Annotated in this window: 25 protein-coding genes; 11 read left to right on the top strand and 14 right to left on the bottom strand. The window is 66.7% G+C overall.

The window, feature by feature from the left end:
• Positions 1 to 179 precede the first annotated feature (179 nt).
• Entirely contained in the window at positions 180 to 1,199 is a 1,020-nt protein-coding gene (locus PSK12I2_RS23545; RefSeq protein WP_037007461.1) for an alginate lyase family protein, read from the top strand.
• An 8-nt stretch (positions 1,200 to 1,207) separates the two neighbouring features.
• Here PSK12I2_RS23545 and PSK12I2_RS0102075 read toward each other — a convergent pair whose 3' ends face one another.
• The 4 genes from PSK12I2_RS0102075 to gatC form a co-directional block, all read right to left on the bottom strand.
• A complete protein-coding gene (locus PSK12I2_RS0102075) occupies positions 1,208 to 1,606 on the bottom strand; it encodes a septal ring lytic transglycosylase RlpA family protein (RefSeq protein WP_007159537.1) in 399 nt (132 codons plus the stop codon).
• A 264-nt stretch (positions 1,607 to 1,870) separates the two neighbouring features.
• Positions 1,871 to 3,319 carry an Asp-tRNA(Asn)/Glu-tRNA(Gln) amidotransferase subunit GatB gene (gene gatB, locus PSK12I2_RS0102070; RefSeq protein WP_027597103.1) on the bottom strand — a complete coding sequence of 483 codons (1,449 nt, stop codon included), beginning with the start codon at positions 3,317 to 3,319 and terminating at the stop codon, positions 1,871 to 1,873.
• Between the two features lie 14 nt (positions 3,320 to 3,333).
• Entirely contained in the window at positions 3,334 to 4,785 is a 1,452-nt protein-coding gene (gatA, locus tag PSK12I2_RS0102065; RefSeq protein WP_027597102.1) for an Asp-tRNA(Asn)/Glu-tRNA(Gln) amidotransferase subunit GatA, read from the bottom strand.
• Between the two features lie 8 nt (positions 4,786 to 4,793).
• Positions 4,794 to 5,081: an Asp-tRNA(Asn)/Glu-tRNA(Gln) amidotransferase subunit GatC gene (gatC, locus tag PSK12I2_RS0102060; RefSeq protein ID WP_027597101.1), complete on the bottom strand. Its 288-nt coding sequence runs from the start codon at positions 5,079 to 5,081 to the stop codon at positions 4,794 to 4,796.
• A 232-nt stretch (positions 5,082 to 5,313) separates the two neighbouring features.
• Here gatC and mreB point away from each other — a divergent pair, with 232 nt between their 5' ends.
• From mreB to tldD, 8 genes are all read left to right on the top strand, one after another.
• The gene (gene mreB / locus PSK12I2_RS0102055; protein ID WP_007159533.1) at positions 5,314 to 6,351 is read left to right on the top strand and encodes a rod shape-determining protein MreB; all 1,038 of its coding nucleotides are present in this window, start codon (positions 5,314 to 5,316) and stop codon (positions 6,349 to 6,351) included.
• An 87-nt stretch (positions 6,352 to 6,438) separates the two neighbouring features.
• The gene (gene mreC / locus PSK12I2_RS0102050; protein WP_156930114.1) at positions 6,439 to 7,647 is read left to right on the top strand and encodes a rod shape-determining protein MreC; all 1,209 of its coding nucleotides are present in this window, start codon (positions 6,439 to 6,441) and stop codon (positions 7,645 to 7,647) included.
• Entirely contained in the window at positions 7,647 to 8,135 is a 489-nt protein-coding gene (gene mreD, locus PSK12I2_RS0102045) for a rod shape-determining protein MreD (protein ID WP_007159531.1), read from the top strand. The genes mreC and mreD overlap by 1 nt, the downstream gene beginning before the upstream one ends.
• A gap of 262 nt (positions 8,136 to 8,397) precedes the next feature.
• Positions 8,398 to 9,006: a nucleoside triphosphate pyrophosphatase gene (locus PSK12I2_RS0102040; RefSeq protein WP_027597099.1), complete on the top strand. Its 609-nt coding sequence runs from the start codon at positions 8,398 to 8,400 to the stop codon at positions 9,004 to 9,006.
• A gap of 55 nt (positions 9,007 to 9,061) precedes the next feature.
• Positions 9,062 to 10,516, top strand: coding sequence for a ribonuclease G (gene rng, locus PSK12I2_RS0102035; protein ID WP_007159529.1), 1,455 nt, complete (start codon positions 9,062 to 9,064; stop codon positions 10,514 to 10,516).
• 12 nt (positions 10,517 to 10,528) lie between these two features.
• Positions 10,529 to 14,365: a YhdP family protein gene (locus PSK12I2_RS0102030; RefSeq protein WP_027597098.1), complete on the top strand. Its 3,837-nt coding sequence runs from the start codon at positions 10,529 to 10,531 to the stop codon at positions 14,363 to 14,365.
• Positions 14,366 to 14,423: 58 nt separating this feature from the next.
• A complete protein-coding gene (locus tag PSK12I2_RS0102025) occupies positions 14,424 to 15,263 on the top strand; it encodes a carbon-nitrogen hydrolase family protein (RefSeq protein WP_027597097.1) in 840 nt (279 codons plus the stop codon).
• Positions 15,264 to 15,374: 111 nt separating this feature from the next.
• A complete protein-coding gene (tldD, locus tag PSK12I2_RS0102020) occupies positions 15,375 to 16,820 on the top strand; it encodes a metalloprotease TldD (protein ID WP_027597096.1) in 1,446 nt (481 codons plus the stop codon).
• Between the two features lie 35 nt (positions 16,821 to 16,855).
• On the opposite strand, the gene yjgA is transcribed toward tldD, so the two are convergent.
• Positions 16,856 to 17,380 (bottom strand): ribosome biogenesis factor YjgA, encoded by a 525-nt coding sequence (gene yjgA, locus PSK12I2_RS0102015; RefSeq protein WP_007159525.1) that lies wholly within the window; start codon positions 17,378 to 17,380, stop codon positions 16,856 to 16,858.
• 92 nt (positions 17,381 to 17,472) lie between these two features.
• Here yjgA and pmbA point away from each other — a divergent pair, with 92 nt between their 5' ends.
• Both pmbA and PSK12I2_RS0102005 read left to right on the top strand, forming a co-directional pair.
• Complete coding sequence (gene pmbA, locus PSK12I2_RS0102010) at positions 17,473 to 18,822, top strand: metalloprotease PmbA (RefSeq protein ID WP_027597095.1); 1,350 nt, start codon at positions 17,473 to 17,475, stop codon at positions 18,820 to 18,822.
• A 222-nt stretch (positions 18,823 to 19,044) separates the two neighbouring features.
• The gene (locus PSK12I2_RS0102005; RefSeq protein WP_007159523.1) at positions 19,045 to 19,659 is read left to right on the top strand and encodes a superoxide dismutase; all 615 of its coding nucleotides are present in this window, start codon (positions 19,045 to 19,047) and stop codon (positions 19,657 to 19,659) included.
• A 72-nt stretch (positions 19,660 to 19,731) separates the two neighbouring features.
• On the opposite strand, the gene PSK12I2_RS0102000 is transcribed toward PSK12I2_RS0102005, so the two are convergent.
• From PSK12I2_RS0102000 to PSK12I2_RS0101960, 9 genes are all read right to left on the bottom strand, one after another.
• On the bottom strand, positions 19,732 to 20,004 hold the full coding sequence (locus PSK12I2_RS0102000; RefSeq protein WP_007159522.1) for an HPr family phosphocarrier protein: 273 nt from the start codon (positions 20,002 to 20,004) through the stop codon (positions 19,732 to 19,734).
• A gap of 31 nt (positions 20,005 to 20,035) precedes the next feature.
• Complete coding sequence (gene rapZ / locus PSK12I2_RS0101995; RefSeq protein ID WP_007159521.1) at positions 20,036 to 20,890, bottom strand: RNase adapter RapZ; 855 nt, start codon at positions 20,888 to 20,890, stop codon at positions 20,036 to 20,038.
• Between the two features lies 1 nt (position 20,891).
• On the bottom strand, positions 20,892 to 21,356 hold the full coding sequence (ptsN, locus tag PSK12I2_RS0101990; RefSeq protein WP_007159520.1) for a PTS IIA-like nitrogen regulatory protein PtsN: 465 nt from the start codon (positions 21,354 to 21,356) through the stop codon (positions 20,892 to 20,894).
• An 18-nt stretch (positions 21,357 to 21,374) separates the two neighbouring features.
• A complete protein-coding gene (gene hpf, locus PSK12I2_RS0101985; protein ID WP_007159519.1) occupies positions 21,375 to 21,683 on the bottom strand; it encodes a ribosome hibernation-promoting factor, HPF/YfiA family in 309 nt (102 codons plus the stop codon).
• A gap of 89 nt (positions 21,684 to 21,772) precedes the next feature.
• The gene (locus PSK12I2_RS0101980) at positions 21,773 to 23,272 is read right to left on the bottom strand and encodes an RNA polymerase factor sigma-54 (protein WP_007159518.1); all 1,500 of its coding nucleotides are present in this window, start codon (positions 23,270 to 23,272) and stop codon (positions 21,773 to 21,775) included.
• Positions 23,273 to 23,374: 102 nt separating this feature from the next.
• Positions 23,375 to 24,103, bottom strand: a complete 729-nt coding sequence (gene lptB / locus PSK12I2_RS0101975) for an LPS export ABC transporter ATP-binding protein (protein WP_027597094.1) — start codon at positions 24,101 to 24,103, stop codon at positions 23,375 to 23,377.
• A complete protein-coding gene (lptA, locus tag PSK12I2_RS0101970) occupies positions 24,100 to 24,642 on the bottom strand; it encodes a lipopolysaccharide transport periplasmic protein LptA (protein ID WP_007159516.1) in 543 nt (180 codons plus the stop codon). Before lptA ends, lptB begins: the two co-directional genes overlap by 4 nt.
• Positions 24,629 to 25,201, bottom strand: coding sequence for an LPS export ABC transporter periplasmic protein LptC (gene lptC / locus PSK12I2_RS0101965; protein ID WP_027597093.1), 573 nt, complete (start codon positions 25,199 to 25,201; stop codon positions 24,629 to 24,631). The genes lptA and lptC overlap by 14 nt, the downstream gene beginning before the upstream one ends.
• An 84-nt stretch (positions 25,202 to 25,285) precedes the next feature.
• The gene (locus PSK12I2_RS0101960) at positions 25,286 to 26,260 is read right to left on the bottom strand and encodes a KpsF/GutQ family sugar-phosphate isomerase (protein WP_027597092.1); all 975 of its coding nucleotides are present in this window, start codon (positions 26,258 to 26,260) and stop codon (positions 25,286 to 25,288) included.
• Between the last annotated feature and the right edge of the window lie 143 nt (positions 26,261 to 26,403).

Raw genomic sequence — 26,403 nt, 5'->3', positions numbered from 1 at the left:
ACCCGCGGCCAGTCGCTTGGTCGCGGGCTTTTTTTTGGCTGGTTTTCCTGGCGGCTGGCAGGACGCCAGCGTCAGAGGGCTACCCTGGGCGGCCGACTTAAGGCGTTGCTAAGGCGCGGGTGCCAGGCTGGGGGGGACACCAGCCCAGTCGTGCCACCGCCAGCCAGGGGATTCCCGCCATGAGCGCTGCCTTGCTGTATCTCGCCCTGGCCGCAGCACCCGGGCATTCGACCTGCCTGGCCGCGACGCCACCCTCGGCCGCGGCGCTGGCACTGGCGGTCAGCCGGCCTCCGGCGCCGGAGCCCCAGGCGCTGCCGGTGATCCATACCGCGGGGACCCTGCCGCACACCGGCATCCACGATCAATCCGCCGCGGCGGTGCGCGACTTCGGCTACATGCTCGATCTGGCGCTGGCCTGGCGGGACAGTCGCGATGCCGCGGCCCTGGCACGTCTGGCCCGCTATCTCGATGCCTGGCTGCCAGGGTATCGGCCCAGCTTCCAGCCCATCGACGAAACCAACCTGGGCGGTCTCATCCTCGCTTATCGCATGACCGCGGCGGACCTGCCCCTGGCCACGGCCCAGCGCACCCGCGCGTTCATCGAGACCCTGGCCGAGGGCTATCTGCAGCAGATGGAGGCGCATCGTGGGGATGCCCGTGGCGTCTGGAGCAACAACTGGCAGAGTCACAGGATCAAGCTGGCGACCCTGGCGGCGGGTGCCCTGGATGACCCCGCGCTGTTCGCCCGGGCGCGGGCGGCCTTCGTGGCGCAGCTGTCGGTCAATCTCAAGCCCGATGGCGAGGTGCTGGACTTCGGCGAGCGCGATGCCCTGCACTATGTCGTCTACGACCTCGAACCCCTGGTGCTGGCGGCGGCGGTGGCCCGGGGGCGCGGCGAGGACTGGTTGCACTTGCGGGGCCGCGATGGTCAGACCCTGGCCAGGGCGCTCGACTGGCTGCTGCCCTATGCGCAAGGCCAGCGCAGTCATGAAGAATTCCGCAAGACGACAGTACATTTCGATGTGCAACGCGCCGAGGCCGGTCTGCCCGGCTATGCGGGGCGCTGGGATCCGCAGAACGCCAGAAACCTGTACTGGTCGGCCAGTCTGCTCGATCCGCGCTATGCCTCCATCGCCCGACAGCTCGCCGCGGCGCCGCCACGGCTGCTGTGGGCCTTTGCCCCGGCCTGTCAGGGCTAGCGCCCCTATCAGTCGAGGCTGCGGATGCTGACCCGGGAGGTCCCGTCGGCCACCATGTCGAGACGATCGGCCGCACTGCGCGACAGGTCGATCAGCCGGCGGCGGACCGTCGGCCCTCGATCGTTGATGCGCACCACCACGCTGCGACCGTTGGCCAGGTTGGTGACCTGGACCCGGGTGCCGAAGGGCAGGGTGCGATGGGCCGCGGTCAGGGCCCCGGGATCGTATTTCTCGCCGCTGGCGGTGCGGCGCCCGGCATGCCACTTGGAGTAGAAGGACGCCATGCCGGTGTCCTGATAGTCATGGGCAGCACTGGAGGACAGCGTGGGCGGGAAGCTTTCCTGACTGGCGCAACCGGCGAACAGCAGGACCAGCGACAGCAGTCCGGCACGGTGGATCCGATGCATCTCGATGCCTCCTGGCAAAACGACCGGCAGCAGCTTAAGGGGTCGGAGCAGGGCTGTCAGCCCCGCTCCGTAACCCCTAGGTTCTGTACGAAGAGTGCCTGCGCTCGGTGATGCTTCGTTGAAAAGCGCCTGGATCGCCAGCCCGGTCGGAATACTCATTTACCGCTCGTAAACTCGCTCGCGAGCCCGGTCCGCTTCCTCAGCGCTTTTCGCCTCGCCTGACCTTCGCTCGGCGACTTTTCGTACAGAGCCGTGCGACCGCCGTCAGCCTTCCAGTTTCTGCTTGAGCAGCTGGTTGACCTGGCCGGGGTTGGCCTTGCCCTTGGAGGCCTTCATGGCCTGGCCGACGAAGAAGCCGAACATCTTGCCGCGCTTGGCTTCGTCGCTGGCGCGGTATTGCTCGACCTGGGCGGCGTTGGCCGCCAGGACCTCGTCCAGCATGGCCTCGATGGCGCCGCTGTCGGTAACCTGCTTGAGGCCCTTGGCTTCGATGATGGCGTCGGCGCTCGCGCCTTCGCCGGCGGCCAGCGCCTCGAACACCATCTTGGCGATCTTGCCGGAGATGGTGCCGTCCTTGATGCGCAGAATCAGGCCGCCCAGCTGGGCCGCGCTCACCGGCGCCTGGGCGATGTCCAGGTCCTGCTTGTTGAGCAGGCTCGACAATTCGCCCATCACCCAGTTGGCGGCCAGCTTGGCGTCGCCGCTCACCCGCTGGACTTCCTCGAAGTAGTCGGCCAGTTCGCGGCTGGCGGACAGCACGCTGGCGTCGTAGACCGACAGCCCGTACTCGCTCTGGAAGCGATCGCGCTTCTCGGTCGGCAGCTCGGGCAGCTGGCTGCGCACCTCGGCCAGGAAGGCCGGCTCGATCACCACCGGCAAGAGGTCGGGGCAGGGGAAGTAACGGTAGTCGTTGGCTTCTTCCTTGCTCCGCATGGAGCGGGTCTCGTCCTTGTTGGGATCGTACAGGCGGGTTTCCTGCACCACGGTGCCGCCGTCCTCGATCAATTCGATCTGGCGCTGGACCTCGTGGTTGATGGCCTTCTCGATGAAGCGGAAGGAGTTGACGTTCTTGATCTCGGCGCGGGTGCCGAAGGCTTCCTGGCCCTTGGGGCGTACCGAGACGTTGCAGTCGCAACGCAGCGAACCCTCGGCCATGTTGCCGTCGCAGATGCCCAGGTAGCGCACCAGGGCATGGATGGCCTTCACATAGGCCACGGCTTCCTTGGCGCTGCGGATGTCCGGCTCGGAGACGATCTCCAGCAGCGGCGTGCCGGCGCGGTTCAGGTCGATGCCGCTCATGCCGTGGAAGTCTTCGTGCAGGCTCTTGCCGGCGTCTTCTTCCAGGTGCGCGCGGGTGATGCCGATGCGCTTGACGGTGCCGTCTTCCAGGGTGATGTCCAGGTGGCCCTTGCCGACGATGGGATGATCCATCTGGCTGGTCTGGTAGCCTTTGGGCAGGTCCGGGTAGAAGTAGTTCTTGCGCGCGAAGACGTTGCGTTCGGCAATCTCGGCGTCGATGGCCAGACCGAACTTGCAGGCCATGCGCACCGCTTCGGCGTTGAGCACCGGCAGGGTGCCGGGCATGCCCAGGTCGACCAGGCTGGCGTGGGCATTGGGCTCGGCGCCGAAACTGGTGGCGCTGCCGGAGAAAATCTTCGATTGGGTGCTGAGCTGAGCGTGAATCTCAAGCCCGATCACGGTTTCCCATTGCATGTTTCTATCCTTCCTCAGAAGCCGCTCGGCGCCTGGCGATGCCAGTCGCTGACCTGCTGGTACTGGTGGGCGACGTTGAGTAGCCGGCCTTCCTGGAAATAGTTGCCGAGCAGCTGCACGCCCACCGGCAGGCCGTCGACGAAGCCGGCCGGCATCGACAGGCCGGGGATGCCGGCGAGGTTGGCGGCGATGGTGTAGAGGTCTTCGAGATAGGCGGAGACCGGGTCGTTGCTCTTCTCGCCGAGTTTCCAGGCCAGGTTCGGCGTGGTCGGGCCGAGAATGACGTCGACCTCGGCGAAGGCCGCGACGAAGTCGTTCTTGATCAGCCGGCGGATGCGCTGGGCCTTGAGGTAGTAGGCGTCGTAGTAGCCGGCCGACAGGGCATAGGTGCCGACCATGATGCGGCGCTTCACTTCCGCACCGAAGCCTTCGCCACGGGATCTCTTGTAGAGATCTTCCAGGTTGACCGGATTCTCGCAGCGATAGCCGAAGCGCACGCCATCGAAGCGCGACAGGTTGGAGCTGGCTTCGGCCGGGGCGATGACGTAATAGGCCGGAATCGCGTGCTGCAGGGTGGGCAGCGAGATGTCCTTGACGGTGGCGCCGAGCTTCTTCAGCTCCTCGACCACAGCCAGTACCTTGTCACCGATGCGGGCGTCCAGGCCGGCGCCGAAGTATTCCCGCGGCAGGCCGATGCGCAGGCCGCTCAGCGGCTGCTGCAGGGCAGCCTGGTAGTCGTCCACAGGCTGGTCGACGCTGGTGGAGTCCTTGGGGTCGAAACCGGCCATGGCCTGCAGCAGCAGGGCGCAGTCCTCGGCGGTGCGCGCCAGGGGACCGCCCTGGTCGAGGCTGGAAGCGTAGGCGATCATGCCCCAGCGCGAGACGCGGCCGTAGGTGGGCTTGATACCGGTGAGGTTGGTCAGGGCCGCCGGCTGGCGAATCGAGCCGCCGGTGTCGGTGCCGGTGGCGGCCGGCAGCAGGCGCGCGGCCACGGCCGCGGCGGAACCACCGGAGGAACCGCCCGGGACCCGGGTGAGGTCCCAGGGATTCTTCACCGGGCCGTAGTGGCTGGACTCGTTGGCCGAACCCATGGCGAATTCGTCCATGTTCAGCTTGCCCAGGGAGACGGTACCGGCCGCGGCCAGGCGCTCCACCACGGTGGCGTCATAGGGTGCCTTAAAGCCGGTGAGGATCTTCGAACCGCAGCTGGTGAGCACCCCCTGGGTGCAGAACAGGTCCTTGTGGGCGAGGGGCGCACCGAGCAGGGCGCCATTCTCGCCAGCGGCGCGTCGGGCGTCGGCGGCCCGCGCCTGGGCCAGGGCCGCGTCGGCGGTCACGGTGATGAAGCTGTTGAGCTGGGGGTCGAGCTGCTCGACCCGCTGTAGCAGGCCGCGGGTCAGTTCCTCGGCGGAAAAATCCTTCGCGGCCAGGGCGGCGGCGATTTCGGTCAGGGTCAGCTGATGCATGTCGTGTCTCACTCGATCACCTTGGGGACCAGGTACAGGCCGGCTTCCACGGCCGGGGCGATGGCCTGGTAGGCCTCGCGCCGGTCGCCTTCGGTGGCCTGGTCGGGGCGCAGACGCTGGGTGGCCTCCAGCGGGTGGGCGAGGGGATCGATACCCGTGGTGTCCACGGCCTGCATCTGGTCGACGAGGCCGAGGATGTCGTTGAGGGTGGCGGTGGTAGCGGCGAGATCCGCTTCATCGAGACCCAGACGGGCCAGGTGAGCGATCTTTTCGACGTCGGTGCGTTCGAGCGCCATCGGCTTCTCCAAGCAGGAAGGCGGCGTGACCCGGTCGGTGGCCGCGTATGCTGGAGACGGGCTGGGCGGGTCGGGCGCCGCGTTGAACAGGGGCTTAACGGCCCGGAAAAGCTCTCAATCTAGCATATCGGCGCCTTGCCCTAAATCCCTGCGATTGATAGAGTCTGCCGCACTTTTTTACCCGCACGTTTGTCCTGTCGCGTGCCTGCTTGTCACCGCCTAGGGTCACCTCATGTTCAAGAAATTGCGTGGCATGTTCTCCAGCGATCTGTCGATCGACCTGGGAACCGCCAACACCCTTATTTATGTCCGCGAGCGTGGCATCGTGCTCAACGAGCCGTCGGTCGTCGCCATCCGTACCCACGGCAACCAGAAGAGCGTCGTCGCCGTCGGTACCGACGCCAAGCGCATGCTCGGCCGGACGCCGGGCAACATCTCCGCCATTCGCCCGATGAAGGACGGCGTCATCGCCGACTTCAGCGTCTGTGAAAAGATGTTGCAATACTTCATCAACAAGGTGCACGAGAACAGCTTCCTGCAGCCCAGTCCGCGGGTGCTGATCTGCGTGCCCTGCAAGTCGACCCAGGTCGAGCGTCGCGCCATTCGCGAATCCGCGCTGGGCGCGGGTGCCCGTGAGGTGTTCCTGATCGAGGAGCCGATGGCCGCGGCCATCGGCGCCGGTCTGCCGGTCGAGGAAGCCCATGGCTCCATGGTCGTCGACATCGGTGGCGGCACCACCGAGATCGCCCTGATCTCGCTGAATGGCGTGGTCTATGCCGAATCCGTCCGCGTCGGCGGCGATCGCTTCGACGAAGCCATCGTCACCTATGTGCGCCGCAACTACGGCAGCCTGATCGGCGAATCCACCGCCGAGCGCATCAAGCAGGAAATCGGCACCGCCTACCCGGGCGGCGAGGTCCGCGAGATCGACGTCCGTGGCCGCAATCTGGCCGAAGGCGTACCGCGCAGCTTCACCCTCAATTCCAACGAGGTGCTCGAAGCCATGCAGGAATCCCTGGCGACCATCGTCCAGGCGGTCAAGAGTTGCCTGGAGCAGTCGCCGCCGGAGCTGGCCTCCGACATCGCCGAGCGCGGCCTGGTGCTGACCGGTGGTGGCGCCCTGCTGCGCGATCTGGACAAGCTGCTGTCGCTGGAAACCGGGCTGCCGGTGATCGTCGCCGAAGACCCGCTGACCTGCGTGGCCCGTGGCGGCGGCAAGGCGCTGGACATGATGGATCGCCACGCCATGGACCTGCTGTCCACCGAATAAGGCAGTTCCAGGCTACAGGCCCCGCTCCGGCTGCCCCTGGCGGCCGGAGCGCCGGGCGCGTTCTGCGAGGAACTCACCATCAAGCCGATTTTCAGCAAAAGCCCGGCGCTGGGCATTCGTCTGCTGATCCTGGCCGCCCTTTCGGTGGGTGTCATGGTCACCGACGCGCGCTTCGACTACCTGAAACCGGTACGCAGCGAACTGGCGCTGGTCCTCTCGCCCCTCTATGAGGTGGCGGGCTTTCCCCTGCGCGCCTGGGAAGGCGTCAGCGATCAGTTTTCCAGCCGCACCGAGCTGATGGCGGAAAACGAGCGACTCAAGGCCGAGCAGCTGCTGCTGCAGCGCCGTCTGCAGAAACTCGCCGCCCTCACCGAACAGAACGTGCGCCTGCGCGAGCTGCTCAATTCCGCCGCCCTGGTGGACGACAAGGTGCTGGTCGGCGAGCTGATCGGCGTCGACCCCAATCCCTACACCCATCGCATCATCATCGACAAGGGCGCGAAGGACGGCGTCTTCGTCGGCCAGCCGGTGCTCGACGCCAGCGGCCTGATGGGGCAGGTGGTGGAGGTGATGCCCTATTCGGCGCGGGTGCTGCTGCTCACCGACGTGACCCACAGCATTCCGGTGCAGGTCAATCGCAACGGCCTGCGCGCCATCGCCGTGGGCACCGGCAATCCCGAGCGCCTGGAATTGCGCTATGTGGCCGACACCGCCGACATCAAGGAAGGCGACCTGCTGGTGAGCTCCGGCCTGGGGCAGCGCTTCCCGGCCGGCTACCCGGTGGCGACCGTGTCCAAGGTGATCCACGACTCGGGGCAACCCTTCGCCGTGGTGCGCGCCATTCCCACCGCCAAGCTCAATCGCAGTCGCTACATGCTGCTGGTGTTCAGCGACACCCGCACGCCCGAACAGCGCGCCAATGACGCCGCCGAGGCCCAGGAAGCCGCCGATCGCCACGCGGCCCAGCGCCCTGCTGCCCCGGCGAATCCGCCTCCGGCCGGCGCCTCGGCCGCTCAACCGGCGGCCGCCAACGCCACCCCGGCGCCTGCGGCCAGCAGCGGCAGTCGCAGCGCGACCCCGACCAAGCCACCGGTGGGGCAGGGCGGCAGTTCGGCTCATCCCGCCACGCCGACCAAGCCGCCCGCCAACGGCAGTGCGGCGCATCCGGCGACGCCGGCCAGGCCGGCGGCCCAGGGCGCGACTGCCACGCCCGCTCAGCCGGCGCCAGGCGCTAGCCAGTCGCAGCGCCGGCTCCAGCAACCCGCGCCGGAATTGCCCGACGAGGGTGATCGTTGATGGCGCTGCGCATCGGCCACAACGGGTGGGTGATCTGGCTCACCCTGTTGGTCGGGTTGCTGCTGTCCGTGGTGCCCATGCCCGAGTTCATGGAGATCGGCCGGCCGCTGTGGCTGGCCATGCTGCTGACCTTCTGGACCCTGACCCTGCCACACCGCGTCGGCCTGCTCACCGCCTGGGTGATGGGCATCGCCGAAGACGTGCTCTACGGCAGTCTGCTCGGCCAGACCGCCCTGGTGCTGAGCCTGGTGGTCTTTCTCGTGCGTTCCCTGGCGCAGCGGCTGCGGGCCTTTCCGATCTGGCAGCAGAGCTTCGTGCTGCTGGTGGTCTATGGCATCGCCCAGCTGCTGGCGCTGTGGCTCAACGCCCTGGCCGGCAGCCGGCCGCCGACCCTGGTGTTTCTCACGCCCTCGCTGGTCAGCGCGCTGCTCTGGCCGTGGATCTATCTGCTGCTCCGCGGGCTGCGCCTCAGATTCGGCGTCAACTGAGGCTTGTCTGAGGAGTCGCCGAGCGACGGGCAGGCAAGGCGCAACGACCAACGGGAGTAACAGCCGAAGGCTGGCCCGAAGGGTGAGCGCTAGCGAATCAAATCAGCGAGGAAGCGGAGTTTACGAAGGGTAAATGAGCATTCCGAGTTGATTTTTAACGCCGCATGACCGAGCGCAGGCACTTCTCAGACAAAGCCTAAGCTGGTTTCACCTGCAACAGGCTGGCATTCTCCCGTCATCCCCTGTCGTCTGGTTGTTGTCGATGCCCCAGCTCTACCTTGCCTCCGCTTCGCCCCGCCGCGCCGAACTGCTCGAACAGATCGGCGTGGGCTTCCAGAAGGTCGCCGCAACCGTGGACGAAACCCCGCATCCGGGGGAAGCCGCAGACGCCTATGTCGAGCGCCTGGCGCGGGCCAAGGCGGCGATGGGCTGGCAGGTGCTGGCCGGTGCCTCCAGTGGCTGCGTGCTGGGCGCCGACACCTGCGTGGTGCTCGATGACCGGCTGCTCGGCAAGCCCCGGGATCGCGCCGACGCCCTGGCCATGCTCGCGGCGCTCAGTGGACGCCGGCATCGGGTGGTGACCGGCGTCGCCGTTGCCGATGGCGAGCGCTGCCTGAGTCGCGTGGTGTCCGCCGAGGTGGAATTCCGCCCCCTGGCGCCCGGCGAGGCCGAGCGCTACTGGGACACCGGCGAGCCGGCCGACAAGGCCGGCAGCTACGCCATCCAGGGCGCCGGCGCAGTCTTCGTGCGCAGCCTGCACGGCAGCTACAGCGCCGTCGTAGGGCTGCCGCTGTGCGAGACCGCGGAACTGCTGAGCGCTTTCGCCATCCCTTGTTGGCGGTCTGTCGGACGGCCGACCGCCCAGTCCTGAGGCGCCCGGCGCCTCGGCCTCCCTTCCGCCCTTCCACGTCGTCCAAGAGTCCTCCATGAGCGAAGAGATCCTCATCAACATCACTCCCATGGAGTCCCGTGTCGCCGTCGTGGAAAACGGTGTGCTGCAGGAGGTGCACGTCGAGCGCACCCTCAGGCGCGGCATCGTCGGCAACATCTATCGCGGGCGGGTGGTGCGGGTGCTGCCGGGCATGCAGGCGGCCTTCGTCGACATCGGCCTGGCCCGCGCGGCCTTCATCCATGCCGCCGAGATCTCTCAGCGCGAAGGCGCGGCGGTGGAAAGCATCAACGCCCTGGTGCGCGAGGGCCAGACGCTGGTGGTCCAGGTCACCAAGGACCCCATAGGCACCAAGGGCGCCCGCCTCACCACCCACCTGTCGATCCCTTCGCGCTACCTGGTCTATATGCCGCGCACCTCCCACGTCGGCATCTCGCTGAAGATCGAGGACGAAGCCGAGCGCGAGCGGCTCAAGGCGATCATGGCGCGCTGCGTGGAGAGCGAGGGCATCGAGCACGAGGGCGGCTTCATCCTGCGCACCGCTGCCGAGGCGGCGCGCGAAGAAGACATCCTCGCCGACATCCGCTACCTGCGGCGGCTCTGGCAGCAGATCTCCGGCAATCTCCAAGGGCCCACGCCGGTGCCCATCTACGAAGACCTGACCCTGGCCCTGCGCGCCCTGCGCGATCTGGTCGGGCCGCGCACGGAAAAGATCCGCGTCGACAGCCGCGAGAATTTCCAGCGCATCGGCCAGTTCGTCGAAGAGCTGATGCCCGAGGTGGCCGCGCGCCTGGAGCACTATCCGGGGGAGCGGCCGATCTTCGACCTCTATGGCGTGGAAGACGAGATCCAGAAGGCCTTGGAGCGCAAGGTGCTGCTCAAGTCCGGGGGCTATCTGGTGATCGATCCCACCGAGGCGATGACCACCATCGACGTCAACACCGGCGCCTTCGTCGGCCATCGCAATCTGGAAGAGACCATCTTCAAGACCAATCTGGAGGCGGCCACCGCCATTGCCCGCCAGCTGCGGCTGCGCAATCTCGGCGGCATCATCATCATCGACTTCATCGACATGGAAGACGAAGAGCACCAGCGCCAGGTGATCCGCACCCTGGAAAAGCAGCTCGAACGCGACCATGCCAAGACCAACATCATCGGCATCACCGAACTGGGCCTGCTGCAGATGACCCGCAAGCGCACCCGCGAGAGCCTGTCCCAGGTGCTCTGCGAGCCCTGCGCCAACTGCCAGGGCCGCGGCATCCTGCGCACCGCGGAAACCATCTGCTACGAGATCTTCCGCGAGATCCTGCGCGAGGCGCGGGCCTACCAGGCCAATTCCTATCTGGTGCTGGCCAACCAGAAAGTGGTGGATCGACTGCTGGACGAGGAGTCGGGCAACGTCGCCGACCTTGAAGCCTTCATCGGCCGCACCGTCAAATTCCAGGTGGAGACCATGTATTCCCAGGAGCAGTACGATGTCGTGCTGCTCTAGGTCCGCGTCTTGATGGCCTTGCTCAAACGCGGCGCGCTGGGTCTGGCGCTGCTGGCGCTCGTTCTGGTGACGCTCTACCTGGGCCTGGGTCGGCTGCTCATGCCCTGGGTCGGCGAATACCGCAACGAGGTCGAGGCGCGCGCCGCGGCGGCGCTCGGCGAACCGGTGCGCCTGGGCCGGCTCGAAGGGCGCTGGGCCCGCTGGAATCCGGTGCTGATCCTGCGCGACCTGTCCCTGGGTCGCGGCGAAGGCACGGTGCAGCTGGATCATCTCCAGGTGGTGCCGGATGTCTTCGGCAGCCTCTGGCACCGCCAGCTGCGACTCAAGTCCGTGCAGGTCGATGGCGTCCATCTGGTGTTGCAGGAAAACCCTCAGGGACACTGGCAACTGCGCGGCCTGCCGCCCCGGGCACCGGAGGCCAAGCCCTTCGATCCGGGTCCGCTGCTCGATGGCCTGGCGCGTCTGGGCCATGCCAGTCTGCTGGACAGCCAGCTCAGCCTGATTCCCCAGCAGGGTTCGCCGGTGACCCTGAGGTACGCCGAGGCCAGTCTGTCCCGGCAGCTCGGTGGCGCTCTGGAACTGGCGACCCGATTCCGGTTGCCCGATGGCGGCACGGTCGCGGCGCACTTCACCGCCACGCCGCGTCCCGAGGACTGGCGCGCCAGCACCCTCGAAGGCTATCTCAGCCTGCCCGCCAGCGACTGGTCCCGCTGGGTGCCGGCGGCCCTGACCCGGCAGTGGCAACTGCGGCGTGCCCAGGCGGAAGGCGAGCTGTGGTTCGCCTGGGGCGAAGGGCGGCTGCAGCGTTCCCACCTGCGGCTGAAGGCGGATGACCTGACGCTCGCCTATGCCGACCATCCTCCGGTGCGCCTGCAGGCCCTGACCCTGGACGCCGACCAGCAGGCCGGCGACGCCAGCCAGTACCAGGGGTCCCTGGCGCTCAAGGCCCAGCTCGATGGCAAGCCGCTGGAGGCCCGCTATGGCCTGGGCTATGACAGCGCCGCCCAGCACCTGCAGGTGCGCGGCGACCAGCTGGATCTCAGGCAGGCTGCCCGGCTGGCGCGGGATCTGGCGCCCCTGCCGGCGCCGGTCGCCCAGGCGCTCCAGGCACTGGCGCCCCATGGCCAGCTGCGTAACCTCAACGCCGACTTCTATCCGCAGAAGCCGTTGCGCGAGCGCCTTTCCTATGCGGCCAACCTGGAGCGGGTGGGCTTCACCGCCTACCACGGCGCGCCGGCCGCCGAGGGCGTTACCGGCAGCCTGAGCGGCAGCCTGGGCGGCGGCGAGCTGCGCCTGGACACCACCGATTTCATGCTGCACCTGAGCGATCTCTTTCCCGAACCCTGGCGCTATCGCACCGCCAGGGCACGGCTGACCTGGAGTCTCGACGACCAGCGCTTCACCCTGGGCAGTGCCCTGATGCAGGTCACCGGGCCGGAAGGCGCCGCCAGTGGCGACATGCATATCCAGCTTGGCCTGCATCCGGAGGTGGACAGCTACATGGACCTGCGCGTCGGCCTCAAGGATGGCGACGCCAGCTACACCCGCAAGTACCTGCCGACCAAGCTGCCGGCCACGGATTTCAGTCCGGAGCTGGCCCAGTGGCTGACCACCGCCATCGTCGGCGGTCGCATCGACGAGGGGATCTACCAGTACCAGGGCTCGCTGCGCCACGGCTCGCCGGCGCATTCGCGCACCATGAGTCTGTTCTTCCGGGTGCACGACGCCCAACTGGCCTATCAGCCCGGCTGGCCCGCCCTGCGCGAGGCCCGCGGCGATGTCTTCATCGAAAGCGACGGGGTCAAGGTGCAGGTCCCCGAGGGACGCATCCTCGACACCCGGGTCCGGGACGTCGAGGCGCGCATCCCGCTGCTGCACGATGGCAGCGCGCCGCACCTGCGGCTCGGCGCGCGACTCGACAGCAGCGTGCGCGATGGCTTGAAGATCCTCCAGGACACGCCGTTGCCGACCGCCAAGGTGTTCGCCGGCTGGAAGGGCGAGGGTGCGCTCGCCAACAGCAGCCTGAATCTGGACATTCCCCTGGCCAAGGGGCAGCCACCGGTGGTGGTGGTCGAGCTGACACCGGACAAGGCGCGTCTGGAATTGGCCGATCCCCAGCTGACCCTCACCGACCTGCGCGGCAGCTTTCGCTACGACACCCGCAGCGGCCTCAGCGCCCCCGACATCCAGGCGCGGGTCTTCGACCAGCCGATCCGCGGTCAGGCCCTGGCCGAAGGCAAGCCCGACGATCCCCGCACCCGGCTAGTGGTGGATGGCCGCGTCGACGTCGACCAGTTGGCACGCTGGCTGGGCAGCGAAGGCCGACCCATCCCGGCGCGCGGCCTGCTCGGCTATCGCCTCGGTCTGATCCTGGCCGAGCACAGTGAGCTGGCGGTCACCTCGGATCTGCGCGGAGTGACCGTCGACCTGCCGGCCCCCTTCGGCAAGAAGGCCGACGAGCCACGCGAAGGCTTCTTCAGCCTGGCGCTCAACGACGGCGAGCGGCGGGTGGAGGCGACCTACAAGGGCCTCGCCGACGCCGTGCTGATGCTCGACCCCAAGGCCATCGCCAAGGGCCGCGGCGAGATCGTGCTGGGCGGCGGCACCGCCAATCTGCCCACGGCCGCCGGCTACGACCTGCGCGGCCAACTGGCGGAATTCGACCTGGCGGCCTGGCAGGACGTCTATCAGCGCTATGGCAAGGCCAGTGGCGGTGGCAGTGCTGGCGCAGGGCAGGGCGGTGGCAACACCCTGGACATCTCTAGCCTCGGGCGGGGCGATCTCGGCTTCGGTCGTTTCCTGGCGTTCGGTCAGCAGATCGACAACCTGCGCCTCACCTATGAACCCCAGGGCAATGCCTGGCAACTCGGCCTGGCCAGTCAGACCATCGCCGGCCAGGTACGCATTCCGCGCCAGACCGGCCAGCCGATCGACATCAACCTGCAGCACCTGCGCATTCCCCAGACGCCGGCGGATCCCTCGGTGGAAAGCGCTGCGCCGCGTCCCGATCCCCTGGCCGACGTCGATCCGCGCGCCCTGCCGGCGCTGAATCTGGCCATCGACCGTCTGGAGCTGGGCGGCAGGCTGGTCGGCGCCCAGCGCCTGCAGCTCAGGCCCTCGCCGTCAGGCGCCAATTTCAACGCCCTGGATCTCGACCTGCGCGGCCTCAAGGTGCAGGGCGCCCTGCGCTGGGAAGGGGCGCCGGGGGCGACCCACAGCTACTACCAGGGGCGTCTCGCGGGCGGCAACATCGCCGATATCCTGCTGGGCTGGAATTTCGCCTCCAGCGTCACCAGTCGCGATTTCCGCCTGGATGCCCGGGTCGACTGGCCCGGCTCGCCGGCCTATGTCGCCCTGGCCCGCCTCAATGGCAGCCTCGATGCCCGCTTCAACGACGGCCAGCTGCGCCAGGTGGAGGGCACGGCCTCGGCGCTGCGCATCTTCGGCCTGCTCAACTTCGAATCCATCCGCCGCCGCCTGCGACTGGATTTCTCCGATCTGTTCGGCAAGGGCCTGAGCTACGACAGCATCACCGGCGTGCTCGATGCCCAGCAGGGCGCCTTCCGCACCCGCAAGCCCATCAGCCTCAGCGGGCCGGGTGCCGAGATGAGTCTGCAGGGCCTGCTGGACATGGCCAGCAACCGCGTCGACGCCAATCTCAAGGTCGGCTTGCCGGTCAGCAACTCCCTGCCGCTGGCCGCGCTGATCGCCGGGGCCCCGGCCATCGGTGGCGCGCTGTTTATCGTCGATCGGCTGATCGGTGATCGCATCACCCGCATGGCCAGCATCAACTATCACATCGAAGGCCCCTGGCAGAATCCGACCATGACCACGGGCAAGCGCGATTGAGCATTGCCCTGCGGCCGCCCCGCTGCTTAGGATGGACGCTCCCTTCTGGAGTGCCTGCATGTCCATAGCCATCCTGCAGATGGTCAGCGGCCCCGCGGTGACGGCCAATCTGCGCGCCGCCGAGCGCCTGCTCGAACGCGCTGCCGGGGCGGGCGCGCGCCTGGCGGTGCTGCCGGAAAACTTCGTCGCCATCGGCCATCCGGCACCCGCCGAGCTGGCGCGGGCCGAGGCGCTCGGTCAGGGCGAGATCCTGCCCTGGCTGTCCAGCCGGGCGCGCGAGCTGGGGCTCTGGCTGCTCGCCGGGACCCTGCCGCTGCTGCCCGACGGCGCCACCGAGGGCAAGCCCTGCGCCTGTTCGCTGCTGTATGACGACCAGGGCCGCCGCGTCGCCCGCTACGACAAGCTGCACCTCTTCGATGCCGACGTCAGCGACAGCCAGGGCAGCTATCGCGAATCCGACCACTATGCCGCCGGCGAGACCCTCACGGTGGTGGACACCCCGGTCGGCCGCCTGGGCCTGAGCGTCTGCTACGACCTGCGCTTTCCCGAACTCTACGGCGCCCTGCGCGCTGCCGGGGCGGAGCTGATCAGCGCGCCCTCGGCCTTTACCGTGCCCACCGGCCAGGCCCACTGGGAGCTGCTGCTGCGCGCCCGGGCGGTGGAGACCCAGAGTTATCTGCTGGGCGCCGCCCAGGGCGGGGTCCATGCCAATGGCCGCAGCACCTGGGGGCACGCCATGGCGGTGGATCCCTGGGGCGAGGTGCTCGCCGTCCAGGCCAGCGGCGAGGCGGTGCTGCTCATCGAGCGCGATGCCGAGCGCCAGGCGGGGTTGCGTCAGCGGATGCCGGTGACCCGGCACCGCCGCTTCCTGCCGGCGCGCCTGGCCGAACGGCAATGACCGCCATTGGTCTTTTGCATCAGGGCACCGAGACTTCCGCGAGTAGGCTAGAGGCCAGGTCGCGACCCTTTCATCGTTCCGACGTCCATTGTGGCGTCGTCTGGAGTTTCCATGAGTGATTACCTGAATAGCGTCGGCTCGGCCCTGCTGGGTCCCGGCGGACTCGCGGTGGACGATCTGCAACCCGTGCTGCAGCGTCTGGCCGGTCCCGGCATCGACGCCGCCGACCTGTATTTCCAGAGCATCGTCTCCGAATCCTGGCTGCTGGAAGACGGCATCGTCAAGGAAGGCGGCTTCCACCTCGACCAGGGCGTTGGCGTGCGCGCACTGTCCGGCGAGAAGACCGGCTTCGCCTATAGCAACGCCATCACCGGCGAGGCCCTGGATCTGGCCGCCCAGGCCGCGCGGTCCATTTCCCGCAGCGGCGCCGAGGGCCACGTCCAGGCGTTTCGCGCGGTGGAGCCGGCGCAGCGCCTCTATGGCCAGGACAATCCGCTGGACGTGCTGGATCGCGCCACCAAGGTCGCCTTCCTGAAGCAGCTGGACGAGGCGACCCGTGCCCTGGATCCGCGTATCCAGCAGGTCACCATCAGCCTGGCCGGGGTCTGGGAGCGCACCCTGGTGGCCGCGGTCGACGGCACCCTGGCAGCCGATGTGCGCCCACTGGTGCGCCTGGGCGTCAGCGTCATCGTCGAGCAGAACGGCCGCCGCGAGCGCGGCAACAGCGGCGGCGGCGGTCGCTGCGACTACCGTTATTTCCAGCGTGATGACCGTGCCCTGGGCTACGCCCGCGAGGCCGTGCGCCAGGCGCTGGTCAACCTCGAAGCCACCGCGGCCCCGGCGGGCACCCTGCCGGTGGTGCTGGGCGCCGGCTGGTCCGGCGTGCTGCTGCACGAGGCGGTCGGCCATGGCCTGGAAGGCGATTTCAACCGCAAGGGCAGCTCCAACTACAGCGGCCAGCTCGGTCGCCAGGTGGCGTCCTCGCTTTGCACCATCGTCGACGACGGCACCCTGCCGGATCGCCGCGGCTCGCTATCCATCGACGACGAGGGCACGCCCAGCGGCTACAACGTGCTGATCGAGAACGGCATCCTCAAGGGCTACATGCAGGACAAGCTCAATGCCCGGCTGATGGGCGTGGCGCCCACCGGCAATGGCCGCCGTGAATCCTATGCCCATCTGCCGATGCCGCGCATGACCAACACCTACATGCTGGCCGGCCAGAGCGATCCGGCCGAGATCATCGCCTCGGTGGAGAAGGGCATCTATTGCGCCAGCCTGGGCGGCGGTCAGGTGGACATCACCAGCGGCAAGTTCGTCTTCACCACCAACGAGGCCTACCTCATCGAGAACGGCAAGCTCGGTCGCCCGGTGAAGGGCGCCACCCTGATCGGCAACGGCCCCGAGGTCATGAACCGGGTGTCCATGGTCGGCAACGACCTGGCGCTGGATGCGGGGGTAGGGACCTGTGGCAAGGACGGCCAGTCACTTCCGGTGGGTGTGGGGCAGCCGACGCTGAAGATCGATGCCATCACCGTGGGCGGCACTGGCGCCTGATGCGGGCACCGGCCGTGGCCATCGCGGACGGAAACCTAGCGCAGACCGCGCTGGGTTTCGTCGAGGGTGCGGATGTACTTGAAGACCTTGCGCGCCGCCGCCGGCGGCTTGTTGTGCGCCGCTTCGTGCTGGGCATGCCGCACCAGGCCGCGCAGGTGCTGGCGGTCGGTCTCCGGGTAAAGCGCCACGAAGGCCTCCAACGCCTGGTCGCCTTCGGCGATCAGCCGGTCGCGCCAGCGCTCCAGGGCGTGGAAGCGCTCGTTGTACTGCCGTGTCGAGGTGTCCATCTGGTCTACCAGTACCAGGATGGCTTCCAGGTCCTGGTCGCGCATCAGCTTGCCCAGGTACTGGACATGCCTTTTGCGCGCGATGTGCGTCTTGTGCTTGGGCGCCTCGGCCAGGGCCTTGCGCAGCGGATCGGTCAGCGGCAGGCGGTCCAGCTGCTCGGCCGGCAGCCCGGCCAGGCGTTCGCCCAGATCCTGCAGCGCATGCAGCTCGCGCTTGACCTGTGTCTTGCTCTTTTCGCCCAGCGGCGCGTCGTCGTCGTAAGAATCAACCATGAACTATGGGGTCCAGCTAAGAATGGGCGCCATCATAACGAGTTGCCGCACGGTTGTCCGGCCTGGCCGGCGCCGTCCGTAAGGAGAACGTCATGAATCGCAACGCCGCCGTGGGTCCCGCTGCGCTCCCCGAATTGCGCGAACAGGTCGAGGCCATCCTGGCCGAGGCCCGGCGCCAGGGCGCCAGTGCCGGTGAAGTGGCCGTCTCGGTCGACCAGGGTCTGTCCACCTCGGTCCGCAAGGGCGAGGTGGAAACCGTCGAATTCAATCGCGACCAGGGCTTCGGCATCACCCTCTATGCCGGTCAGCGCAAGGGCTCGGCCAGTACCTCCGCCACCGGTCCCGAGGCGATCCGCGAAACCGTGGCCGCGGCCCTGGCCATCGCCAAGCACACCTCCGAGGATCCCTGCGCGGGTCTGGCCGACGCCGAACTGATGGCGCGCGGCGAACTGCCCGATCTCGACCTCTATCATCCCTGGGACATCACCCCCGAGCAGGCCATCGAGCAGGCGCTGGCCTGCGAAGCCGCGGCCTACGCCGCCGACAGCCGCATCGGCAATGCCGACGGCACCACCCTCAATACCCACCAGAGCTGCCGGGTGTACGGCAACAGCCACGGCTTCGTCGGCGGCTATGCCAGCACCCGGCACAGCCTGAGCTGCGTGATGATCGCCGGCAGCGGCGAGGCCATGCAGCGCGACTACTACTACGACGTCAATCGGATCGGTCACGAGCTGATGAGCGCCGAGGAGATCGGTCGCCGCGCCGCCGAGCGCGCCGTGAGTCGCCTGGGGGCCAGGCCGGTGCCCACCGCCAAGGTCCCGGTGCTGTTTTCGCCGGAAATGGCCGCCGGCCTGTTCGGTACCTTTCTCGCCGCCATTTCCGGCGGCAACCTCTATCGCAAGTCGTCCTTCCTCGAAGGCGCCCTGGGCCAGCAGGTGTTTCCCGACTGGCTGACCCTGGACGAGCGGCCGCACCTGCCACGCGCCTTGGGCAGCGCCGCCTTCGACGGCGAAGGCCTGGCCACCTACGCCAAGCCCTTCGTCGAGAACGGCCAACTGGTGTCCTATGTGCTCGGCAGCTATTCCGCGCGCAAGCTGGGCCTGCAAAGCACCGCCAATGCCGGCGGCGTGCACAACCTGCACGTCAGCCATGGCACGGCCGACCAGGCCGAGCTGATCCGGCAGATGGGCACGGGCTTTTTGGTCACGGAAATGATGGGGCAGGGCACCAACCTGGTCACCGGTGACTATTCCCGGGGCGCCGGCGGCTTCTGGATCGAGAATGGCGAGATCCAGTTTCCGGTCCAGGAGGTCACCATCGCCGGGCGGCTGGGCGACATGTTCCGCCAGATCCTGGCGGTGGGCAGCGACGTGGAACGCCGCGGCAGTCTGCGCACCGGTTCGGTCCTGATCGATGGCATGACCCTGGCGGGCAGCTAGAAGGGCGGTGGAAGCCGTCGCGATGAGGAAAATCCTGTCGAACGGGAGACAGCCCACCCCGTTACTCGTTAGTATCCTAGCAATGCACTAGGACATAGCCGTGCGGTCGAATCCACTGACCGGACGGCCAAGGCTTCAGACGGTGCGCCGTGGCGCACCAGCCGTACACCCCAACGCCCAAGGGCGTGGGTCCATACCAAAGCCACCATGGAGACAATCCGCATGCCGCATACTCTGCCTCAGCTGCCCTACGCCTACGACGCGCTGGAACCGCACGTCGATGCCCAGACCATGGAAATCCACCATACCAAGCACCACCAGACCTACATCAACAACCTGAACGCGGCGCTGGAAGGCACCGAGTTCGCCAACCTGTCGGCCGAAGACGTGGTTCGCCAGCTGGACAAGCTGCCCCAGGACAAGCGCGGCGCCGTGCAGAACAACGGTGGCGGCCATGCCAACCACAGCCTGTTCTGGACCGTGATGGCCCCCAATGCCGGCGGCAAGCCCGAAGGCGCCCTGGCCGAAGCCATCGAGTCCCAGCTGGGCGGCTTCGACGCCTTCAAGGAAGCCTTCACCAAGGCTGCCCTGACCCGCTTCGGCAGCGGCTGGGCCTGGCTGAGCGTCACCCCCGAGAAGAAGCTGGTGGTCGAGAGCACCGGCAACCAGGACAGCCCGCTGATGACCGGCAACACCCCGATCCTCGGCCTGGACGTCTGGGAGCACGCCTACTACCTGCGCTACCAGAACCGTCGTCCCGAGTACATCGGCGCCTTCTTCAACGTCATCAACTGGCCGGAAGTGTCCCGTCGCTACGAAGCGGCGCTGAACGCCTGAGTCGACGCCCAATGAAAAAGCCGCCCTCGGGCGGCTTTTTTTATCGGAGCTGCGACTGGCGCGGGGGGCCTGTCACTCGCCCTCGTCGAAGTAGTTGTTGATCAGCTCGACCAGGGCGCGCATGGCCTCGTCGCTCTGCTCACCCTCGGTTTCCAGCTGCAGGACCGTGCCCTTGCCGGCGGCCAGCATCATGACCGCCATGATGCTCTTGCCATCGACCGGCGATTCGCCACTGCGGCCGACGCGGACGCTGGCGGGATAGCGGCCGGCCACGCCGACGAACTTGGCCGCCGCACGGGCGTGCAGGCCCAGCTTGTTGATGATGGTGATCTGTTGGGCAGGCATTGAGTCTGTCCTTGTCGAAACAAAACGGGCGTCAGAGATCGCGGTGACGGATCTGGACGTTCTTGAGCAGGTTCTTGAGTTCGCGACCCAGGCGATCGGCCAGATAGACCGAGCGGTGATGACCACCGGTACAACCAATGGCCACGGTCACATAGGACCTGTTGTTGGCGGCAAAACGCGGCAACCACTTCACCAGGTAATCGCGGATGTCATTGTACAGGGTCTCTACCTCGGGCTGTTGCTCGAGATAGTCCCGCACCGGGGCATCCAGTCCGGAAAAGTCGCGCAGGTCCGGTTTCCAGTAGGGATTGGGCAGAAAGCGCACGTCGAACACCATGTCCGCGTCCACCGGCAGGCCCCGCTTGAAGCCGAAGGATTCCACCAGATAGGCGGTGCCGGGCTCTGGGGCGTTCAGCAGGCGCAACTTGAGGATGTCGCGCAGCTGATAGAGATTCAGGTGAGTGGTGTCGATCTTCAGGTCGGAGAGGTCGGCGATGGGCGACAGCAGCACCTGCTCGTCGTGAATGGCCTCGGCCAGGGATCTTTCCTGGTTGGACAGCGGATGCCGGCGACGCGTCTCGGAAAAGCGCTTGAGCAGCGTCTGGTCATCGGCGTCCAGATAGAGGATGTCGCAGCGGATGTTGCGGCTGCGCACCTGTTCGAGCAATTCGGGAAAGCGTTGCAACTGGCTGGGCAGATTGCGTGCATCGATTGACAGGGCGACCTTGGGCTGGGGCCGCTCCATGTCGGTCAGGGCATGCTGGGCCAGATCGGGCAGCAGACTGGCCGGCAGGTTGTCGATGCAATAGAAGCCATTGTCCTCAAGCACGTTGAGCGCCGTACTCTTGCCCGACCCGGAACGTCCGCTCACGATGATGAGGTGCATGTCAGTGTCCGCTCTGGGCCTCGACGACGATCTGATAGAGCGCCTGGCTATCCTTGGCCTTGCGCAGCCGCTCGCGGATGTCGGCGCGATCCAGGATGCCGGCGATCTGGCGCAGCAGGGTGAGGTGCTGTTCGGTGGCGGCTTCCGGGACCAGCAGGACGAACACCAGGTCTACCGGCGCGCCGTCGAGGGAATCGAAGTCCACTGGTTGCTGCAGGTGGAAGAGCACGCACAGCGGTTGCTGCAGACCCGCCAGGCGGCAGTGGGGAATGGCGATGCCATTGCCGAAACCAGTGGAGCCCAAACGCTCGCGCGCCATCAGGCATTCGTGGATGTGCGCGGCGTCGTGGCCGGGCAGTTCCTGCGCGGCCAGCTCGGCGATGCGTTCCAGTACAGCGGCTTTGCTGCCGCCCGGCGCACCCGTCTGGGTGCGGCCGGGGGTCAGGATGTTTTCGAGTCTGATCATAAAGCGGCGATCGAAACCTCAGCGGACGCCGACGCCCTGCTGGCGTTCGATCGATTTTTCCTTGTGTTTAATCAGTTGGCGGTCGAGCTTGTCGGCCAGGAGATCGATGGCGGCATACATGTCGTCGTGCTCGGCATTGGCGACCACTGCGGCGCCGGCGACGTGCAGGGTGGCTTCGGCTTTCTGCTTGAGCTTGTCCACTTCCAGGATCACCTGGACGTTGGTAATACGGTCGAAGTGCCGTTCGAGGCGGGCGAGTTTCTCGCCGATGTAGTCACGCAGGGCTTCTGTCACTTCAAGCTGATGGCCACTGATGTTGACTTGCATACCGCTTCTCCTTATTGCCGGGCTACGATCGGCGAAGCTGCTCGCCGACATGACAAGGGTCGATCGAGGCACGGTCACATCAGGACGCGTCAGATGAGACGCTTGCGTTCGCTGGACGGAGCGATACCCAGGGATTCCCGATACTTAGCCACCGTGCGACGAGCGACTTGTATACCTTGCGATTCCAGTAAACCAGCGATCTTGCTGTCACTCAACGGCTTTTTCGCGTTTTCCGCCGCCACCAATTTCTTGATGATCGCGCGGATCGCGGTGGAGGAACATTCGCCCCCCTCGGCGGTGCTGACGTGGCTGGAGAAGAAGTACTTGAGTTCGTAGATGCCACGCGGGGTGTGCATGAACTTCTGGGTGGTCACCCGGGAGATGGTCGACTCGTGCATGCCCACCGCCTCGGCGATGTCGTGCAGGACCAGCGGCTTCATGGCCTCTTCACCGTATTCGAGAAAGCCCCGCTGGTGCTCGACGATCTGGGTCGCCACCTTCATCAGGGTCTCGTTGCGGCTTTGCAAGCTCTTGATGAACCAGCGCGCTTCCTGCAGCTGGTTGCGCATGTAGGTGTTGTCGGCGCTGCTGTCGGCGCGCTTGACGAAGCCGGCGTACTGGGGATTGACCCGCAGGCGCGGCACGGCTTCCTGGTTGAGCTCCACCAGCCAGCGCTCGTTGTGCTTGCGCACGATGACGTCCGGCACCACGTATTCGGCCTCGCCGGACTCGATCTGCGAGCCGGGGCGCGGGTGCAGGGTCTGGATCAGTTCGATGACGGGCTTGAGTTCGTCTTCCTTGATCTTCATGCGGCGCATCAGCTGCGCATAGTCGCGACTGCCGAGCAGATCCAGGTAGTCGCCCACCAGGCGCTTGGCCTCGCCGAGCAGGGGGAGGTTAGCCGGCAGCTGGGCCAGCTGGATCAGCAGGCACTCGCGCAGATTGCGCGCGGCGACGCCGGCCGGCTCGAATTGCTGGACGCGTCGAAGCACCACCTCGACTTCGTCGAGATCGACTTCCAGTTCGGGATCGAGGGAGGCATGGATGTCTTCCAGGCTTTCCTGCAGATAGCCATCGGTGTCGATGCCGTCGATGATCGCCAGGGCGATCAGGCGGTCGAGATCCGACATGGGCGCCAGGTTGAGCTGCCAGAGCAGGTGGGTCTGCAGGCTTTCGCCGGCCGAGGTGCGGGTGGTGAAGTCCCACTCGTCGTCGTCGTTGCTGGGCAGGCTGCTGGCGCTGGTCTGGTAGATGTCTTCCCAGGCGGTGTCCACCGGCAGCTCACTGTCGCTGGGGATGCGTTCGCTCCACTCGGACTCGTCGGCCATCTCGTTGGTGGCGACCGAGGTTTCCTTGAAGTTGATTTCGGTACCGCCGGGATTCGCCAGCTCGTCGCCTTCGCCCGAGGCGTCGCTCTGGTCGAAGTCTTCACCTTCTTCCTGGCGTTCCAGCATCGGATTGGATTCCAGGGCTTCCTGGATCTCCTGCTGCAGGTCGAGCGTCGAGAGCTGGAGCAGACGTATGGCTTGTTGCAGCTGCGGCGTCATCGTCAGCTGCTGGCCCATCTTGAGGACTAGCGATGGTTTCATGGCTGCGGAAATACACCTTGTCTACCGACGCGAACAGCGCCACCGAACCTCGCGAACCCTGCGAGCGTTAGCAAATTATATGCCTTGTTTCCCCGGGTTTGCCTAGAGGCGGAATTCGTGGCCCAGATAGACTTCCTTCACCAGCTCGTTGGCGAGGACTTCCTCGGCGGTACCCTCGGCGATGAGCTGGCCATCGTTGACGATATAGGCCGTCTCGCAGATGGTCAGGGTTTCCCGGACATTGTGGTCGGTGATGAGGACACCGATGCCCTTGGCCTTGAGGTGACGAATGATCTGCTTGATGTCGCCCACGGAGATGGGGTCCACGCCGGCGAAGGGTTCGTCCAGCAGGATGAACTTGGGCGCGGTGGCCAGGGCGCGGGCGATCTCGACACGGCGCCGCTCGCCACCCGACAGGCTCATGCCGCGGTTGTCGCGGATGTGGGTGATGTGGAATTCCTGCAGCAGGCTCTCCAGCTCACGCAGCCGGCCGGCCTTGTCCAGGTCCTTGCGGGTTTCCAGGATGCCGAGGATGTTGTCGGCTACGGTCAGCTTGCGAAAGATCGAGGCTTCCTGGGGCAGGTAGCCGATCCCGGCACGGGCACGGCCATGCATGGGCAGGGCGGTGACGTCCTGGTCGTCGATCAGCACGCGACCCTGATCGGCCTTGACCAGGCCGACGATCATGTAGAAGCAGGTGGTCTTGCCGGCGCCGTTCGGACCGAGCAGGCCGACGATCTGCCCGCTGTCGATGCTGACGCTGACGTCGCGAACGACCTGACGACCCTTGTAGCTCTTGGCCAGATGCTGGGCTTTGAGCGTAACCGTCATTGTCCCTGCCCCGACTGCTGCTGATCCTTGGGCTGGATGACCATGTCGATCCGCGGCCGCGGCGTGGTGACCTTGCTGCCGTTGGCACGCCCGGCGTTGACGATCTGGCGCTGGGTGTCGTAGACGATCTTCTCGCCTTCGAAGGTGTTGCCCTGTTGGACCACCTTGGCCTGATCGATCAGGATGATGCGATTTTCCTGGGCGAAATACTGGATCGTCAGACCATAGGCCTTGACGATGTCCTTGTCCGCCGAGGGCTTCTGCTCGTAGTAGGCCGGTTTGCCCACTGCGGTGGCGACCTTGATGTTGCCCTGGTTGTCCTGGGTCAGGGTCACCGTGTTGCCGGTGATCTTCATGCTGCCCTGGGTGATGACCACGTCTCCGCGGTACACGGCCACGCCCTGCTTGTCATCGAGCTCGGCGCTATCGGCCTGCACGCGGATCGGCTGGGTGCGATCGGTCGGCAGGGCCCAAGCCGCGGCACTGCCAAAGGTGGCGCCGAGGGTGAACAGGAAGGGGAGGGTTTTAACGAACCTCATGCTGGCCTCTTACGTTGGACAGCAGGAGCATTCTGCCGTCTTCTAGATACGCTTTCATGCCATTGGCCGTGGTCACCCCATTGGCGGCCTCGATTCTAACGGCTTGCTCGGTTTGCGCATATTGTTTGTCAGGAAAGACGGTCATGCGGGTGGTGGTCAACACCACCGGGCGGCCTTTCTCATCGGTACGCTCGACGCGCACGTCATCGATCAGCTCCGCCTGACTGCCACCGGGGGCGACCTCGGCGCGGGCACTGCGAATGTGCCAGGGATAGTCGGTACCGCGAAAGGCCAGCATGTCGGGGCGGGTCACCAGGGTGACGTCGGTCGCCTTGACGTGTTCGCTGCGCTCGGCCTTGAGTTCGTACTGGATCTTGCCGTCCAGGCGATACTGAATCGTCCGGGTATTGAGGGCATAGCCATCGATGGCGCTGTCTTGCGGGGTCGCCGAGGCCGGGGCATCGACGAAGCGCTGCGGCAGGATGTTCCAGTAGCCGATCGCGATGAGCGCGGCGGCGATCAGGACCAACAGCACGGGGCGGCGCAAGCTGCGAAACATGAGGGTACCTGTGGTGGGCCGCACCAGGGGGCGGCGGGTTGAACACGAGATGTCGGCGCATTTAGTCGAGCAGTATAACCCGGCCTACAGCACCCCGGCGCGTAGCAGGTCACCCATGTTGAGGGCGCCGATCGGGCGGCGCTCGTCATCGATCACCACCAGGGCGTTGATCTTGTGCTCCTCCATGATCTTCAGCGCCTCGGCGGCGAGCATCTGCGCCCTGGCGGTTCGACCGCCGCGGGTCATCACGGTTGCGATCGCCGTGGTGCGCACGTCGATGCCGCGATCCAGGGCGCGACGCAGGTCGCCGTCGGTGAAGATGCCGGCGAGACGGCCATCGGCGGCCAGCACGCTGGTCATGCCCAGGCCCTTGCGCGACATCTCCAGCAGGGCGTCGGAGACCAGGGTGTCCTCGCCGACCTGCGGCAGGTCGGCGCCGGCATGCATGACGTTCTCCACCTTGAGCAGCAGGCGCCGGCCGAGGGCGCCACCCGGGTGGGAAAAGGCGAAATCCTCGGCGGTGAAGCCGCGCGCCTCGAGCAGCGCGATGGCCAGGGCATCGCCCAGTACCAGGGCGACGGTGGTGGAGGAGGTGGGCGCCAGATTGAGCGGGCAGGCCTCGGTGGCGACGCTGGTGTCCAGATTGACGTCCGCGGCCTTGGCCAGGGGCGAGGCGGGATTGCCGGCAAAGCTGATCAGCGGGACGCCCAGGCGCTTGATCAGCGGCAGCAGGGTCAGGATCTCGCTGGAGGTGCCCGATTGGGAGATGGCGATGATGACGTCATCGCGGGTGATCATGCCCATGTCGCCATGGCTGGCTTCCGCCGGGTGCACGAAGAAGGCCGGGCTGCCGGTGCTGGCCAGGGTCGCGGCGATCTTGTTGCCGACATGCCCGGATTTGCCCATGCCCAGGACCACGATGCGCCCGCGGCAGGCCAGCAGCTGGCGACAGGCGGCGGCGAAGCTGTCGTCGATGCGTTCGCCCAGGGCGGTCACTGCCGCTCGCTCTACATCTATGGTGCGCTTGGCGGAGGCGATGAAATCTATTGAGTCGGACATGGGTCAGAAGGCAGGTGACGGGACAATCGGAAATTATATGCGCAAAGCCGCGACACTCAGCAACGCCGCCCGTGGCTCAGGAGTCTCATCGGCAACGAATGCTATAGTGCCGCCCTTTTGCCGGGGCCGCCGAACGCGAGTGT

Source organism: Pseudomonas sp. MOIL14HWK12:I2 (assembly GCF_000510745.1).
In the GTDB taxonomy this organism is placed as follows: domain Bacteria; phylum Pseudomonadota; class Gammaproteobacteria; order Pseudomonadales; family Pseudomonadaceae; genus Chryseomonas; species Chryseomonas oryzihabitans.
The sequence above is the reverse complement of the archived record's forward strand: the minus strand, read 5'-3'. Positions and strand labels throughout refer to the sequence as shown.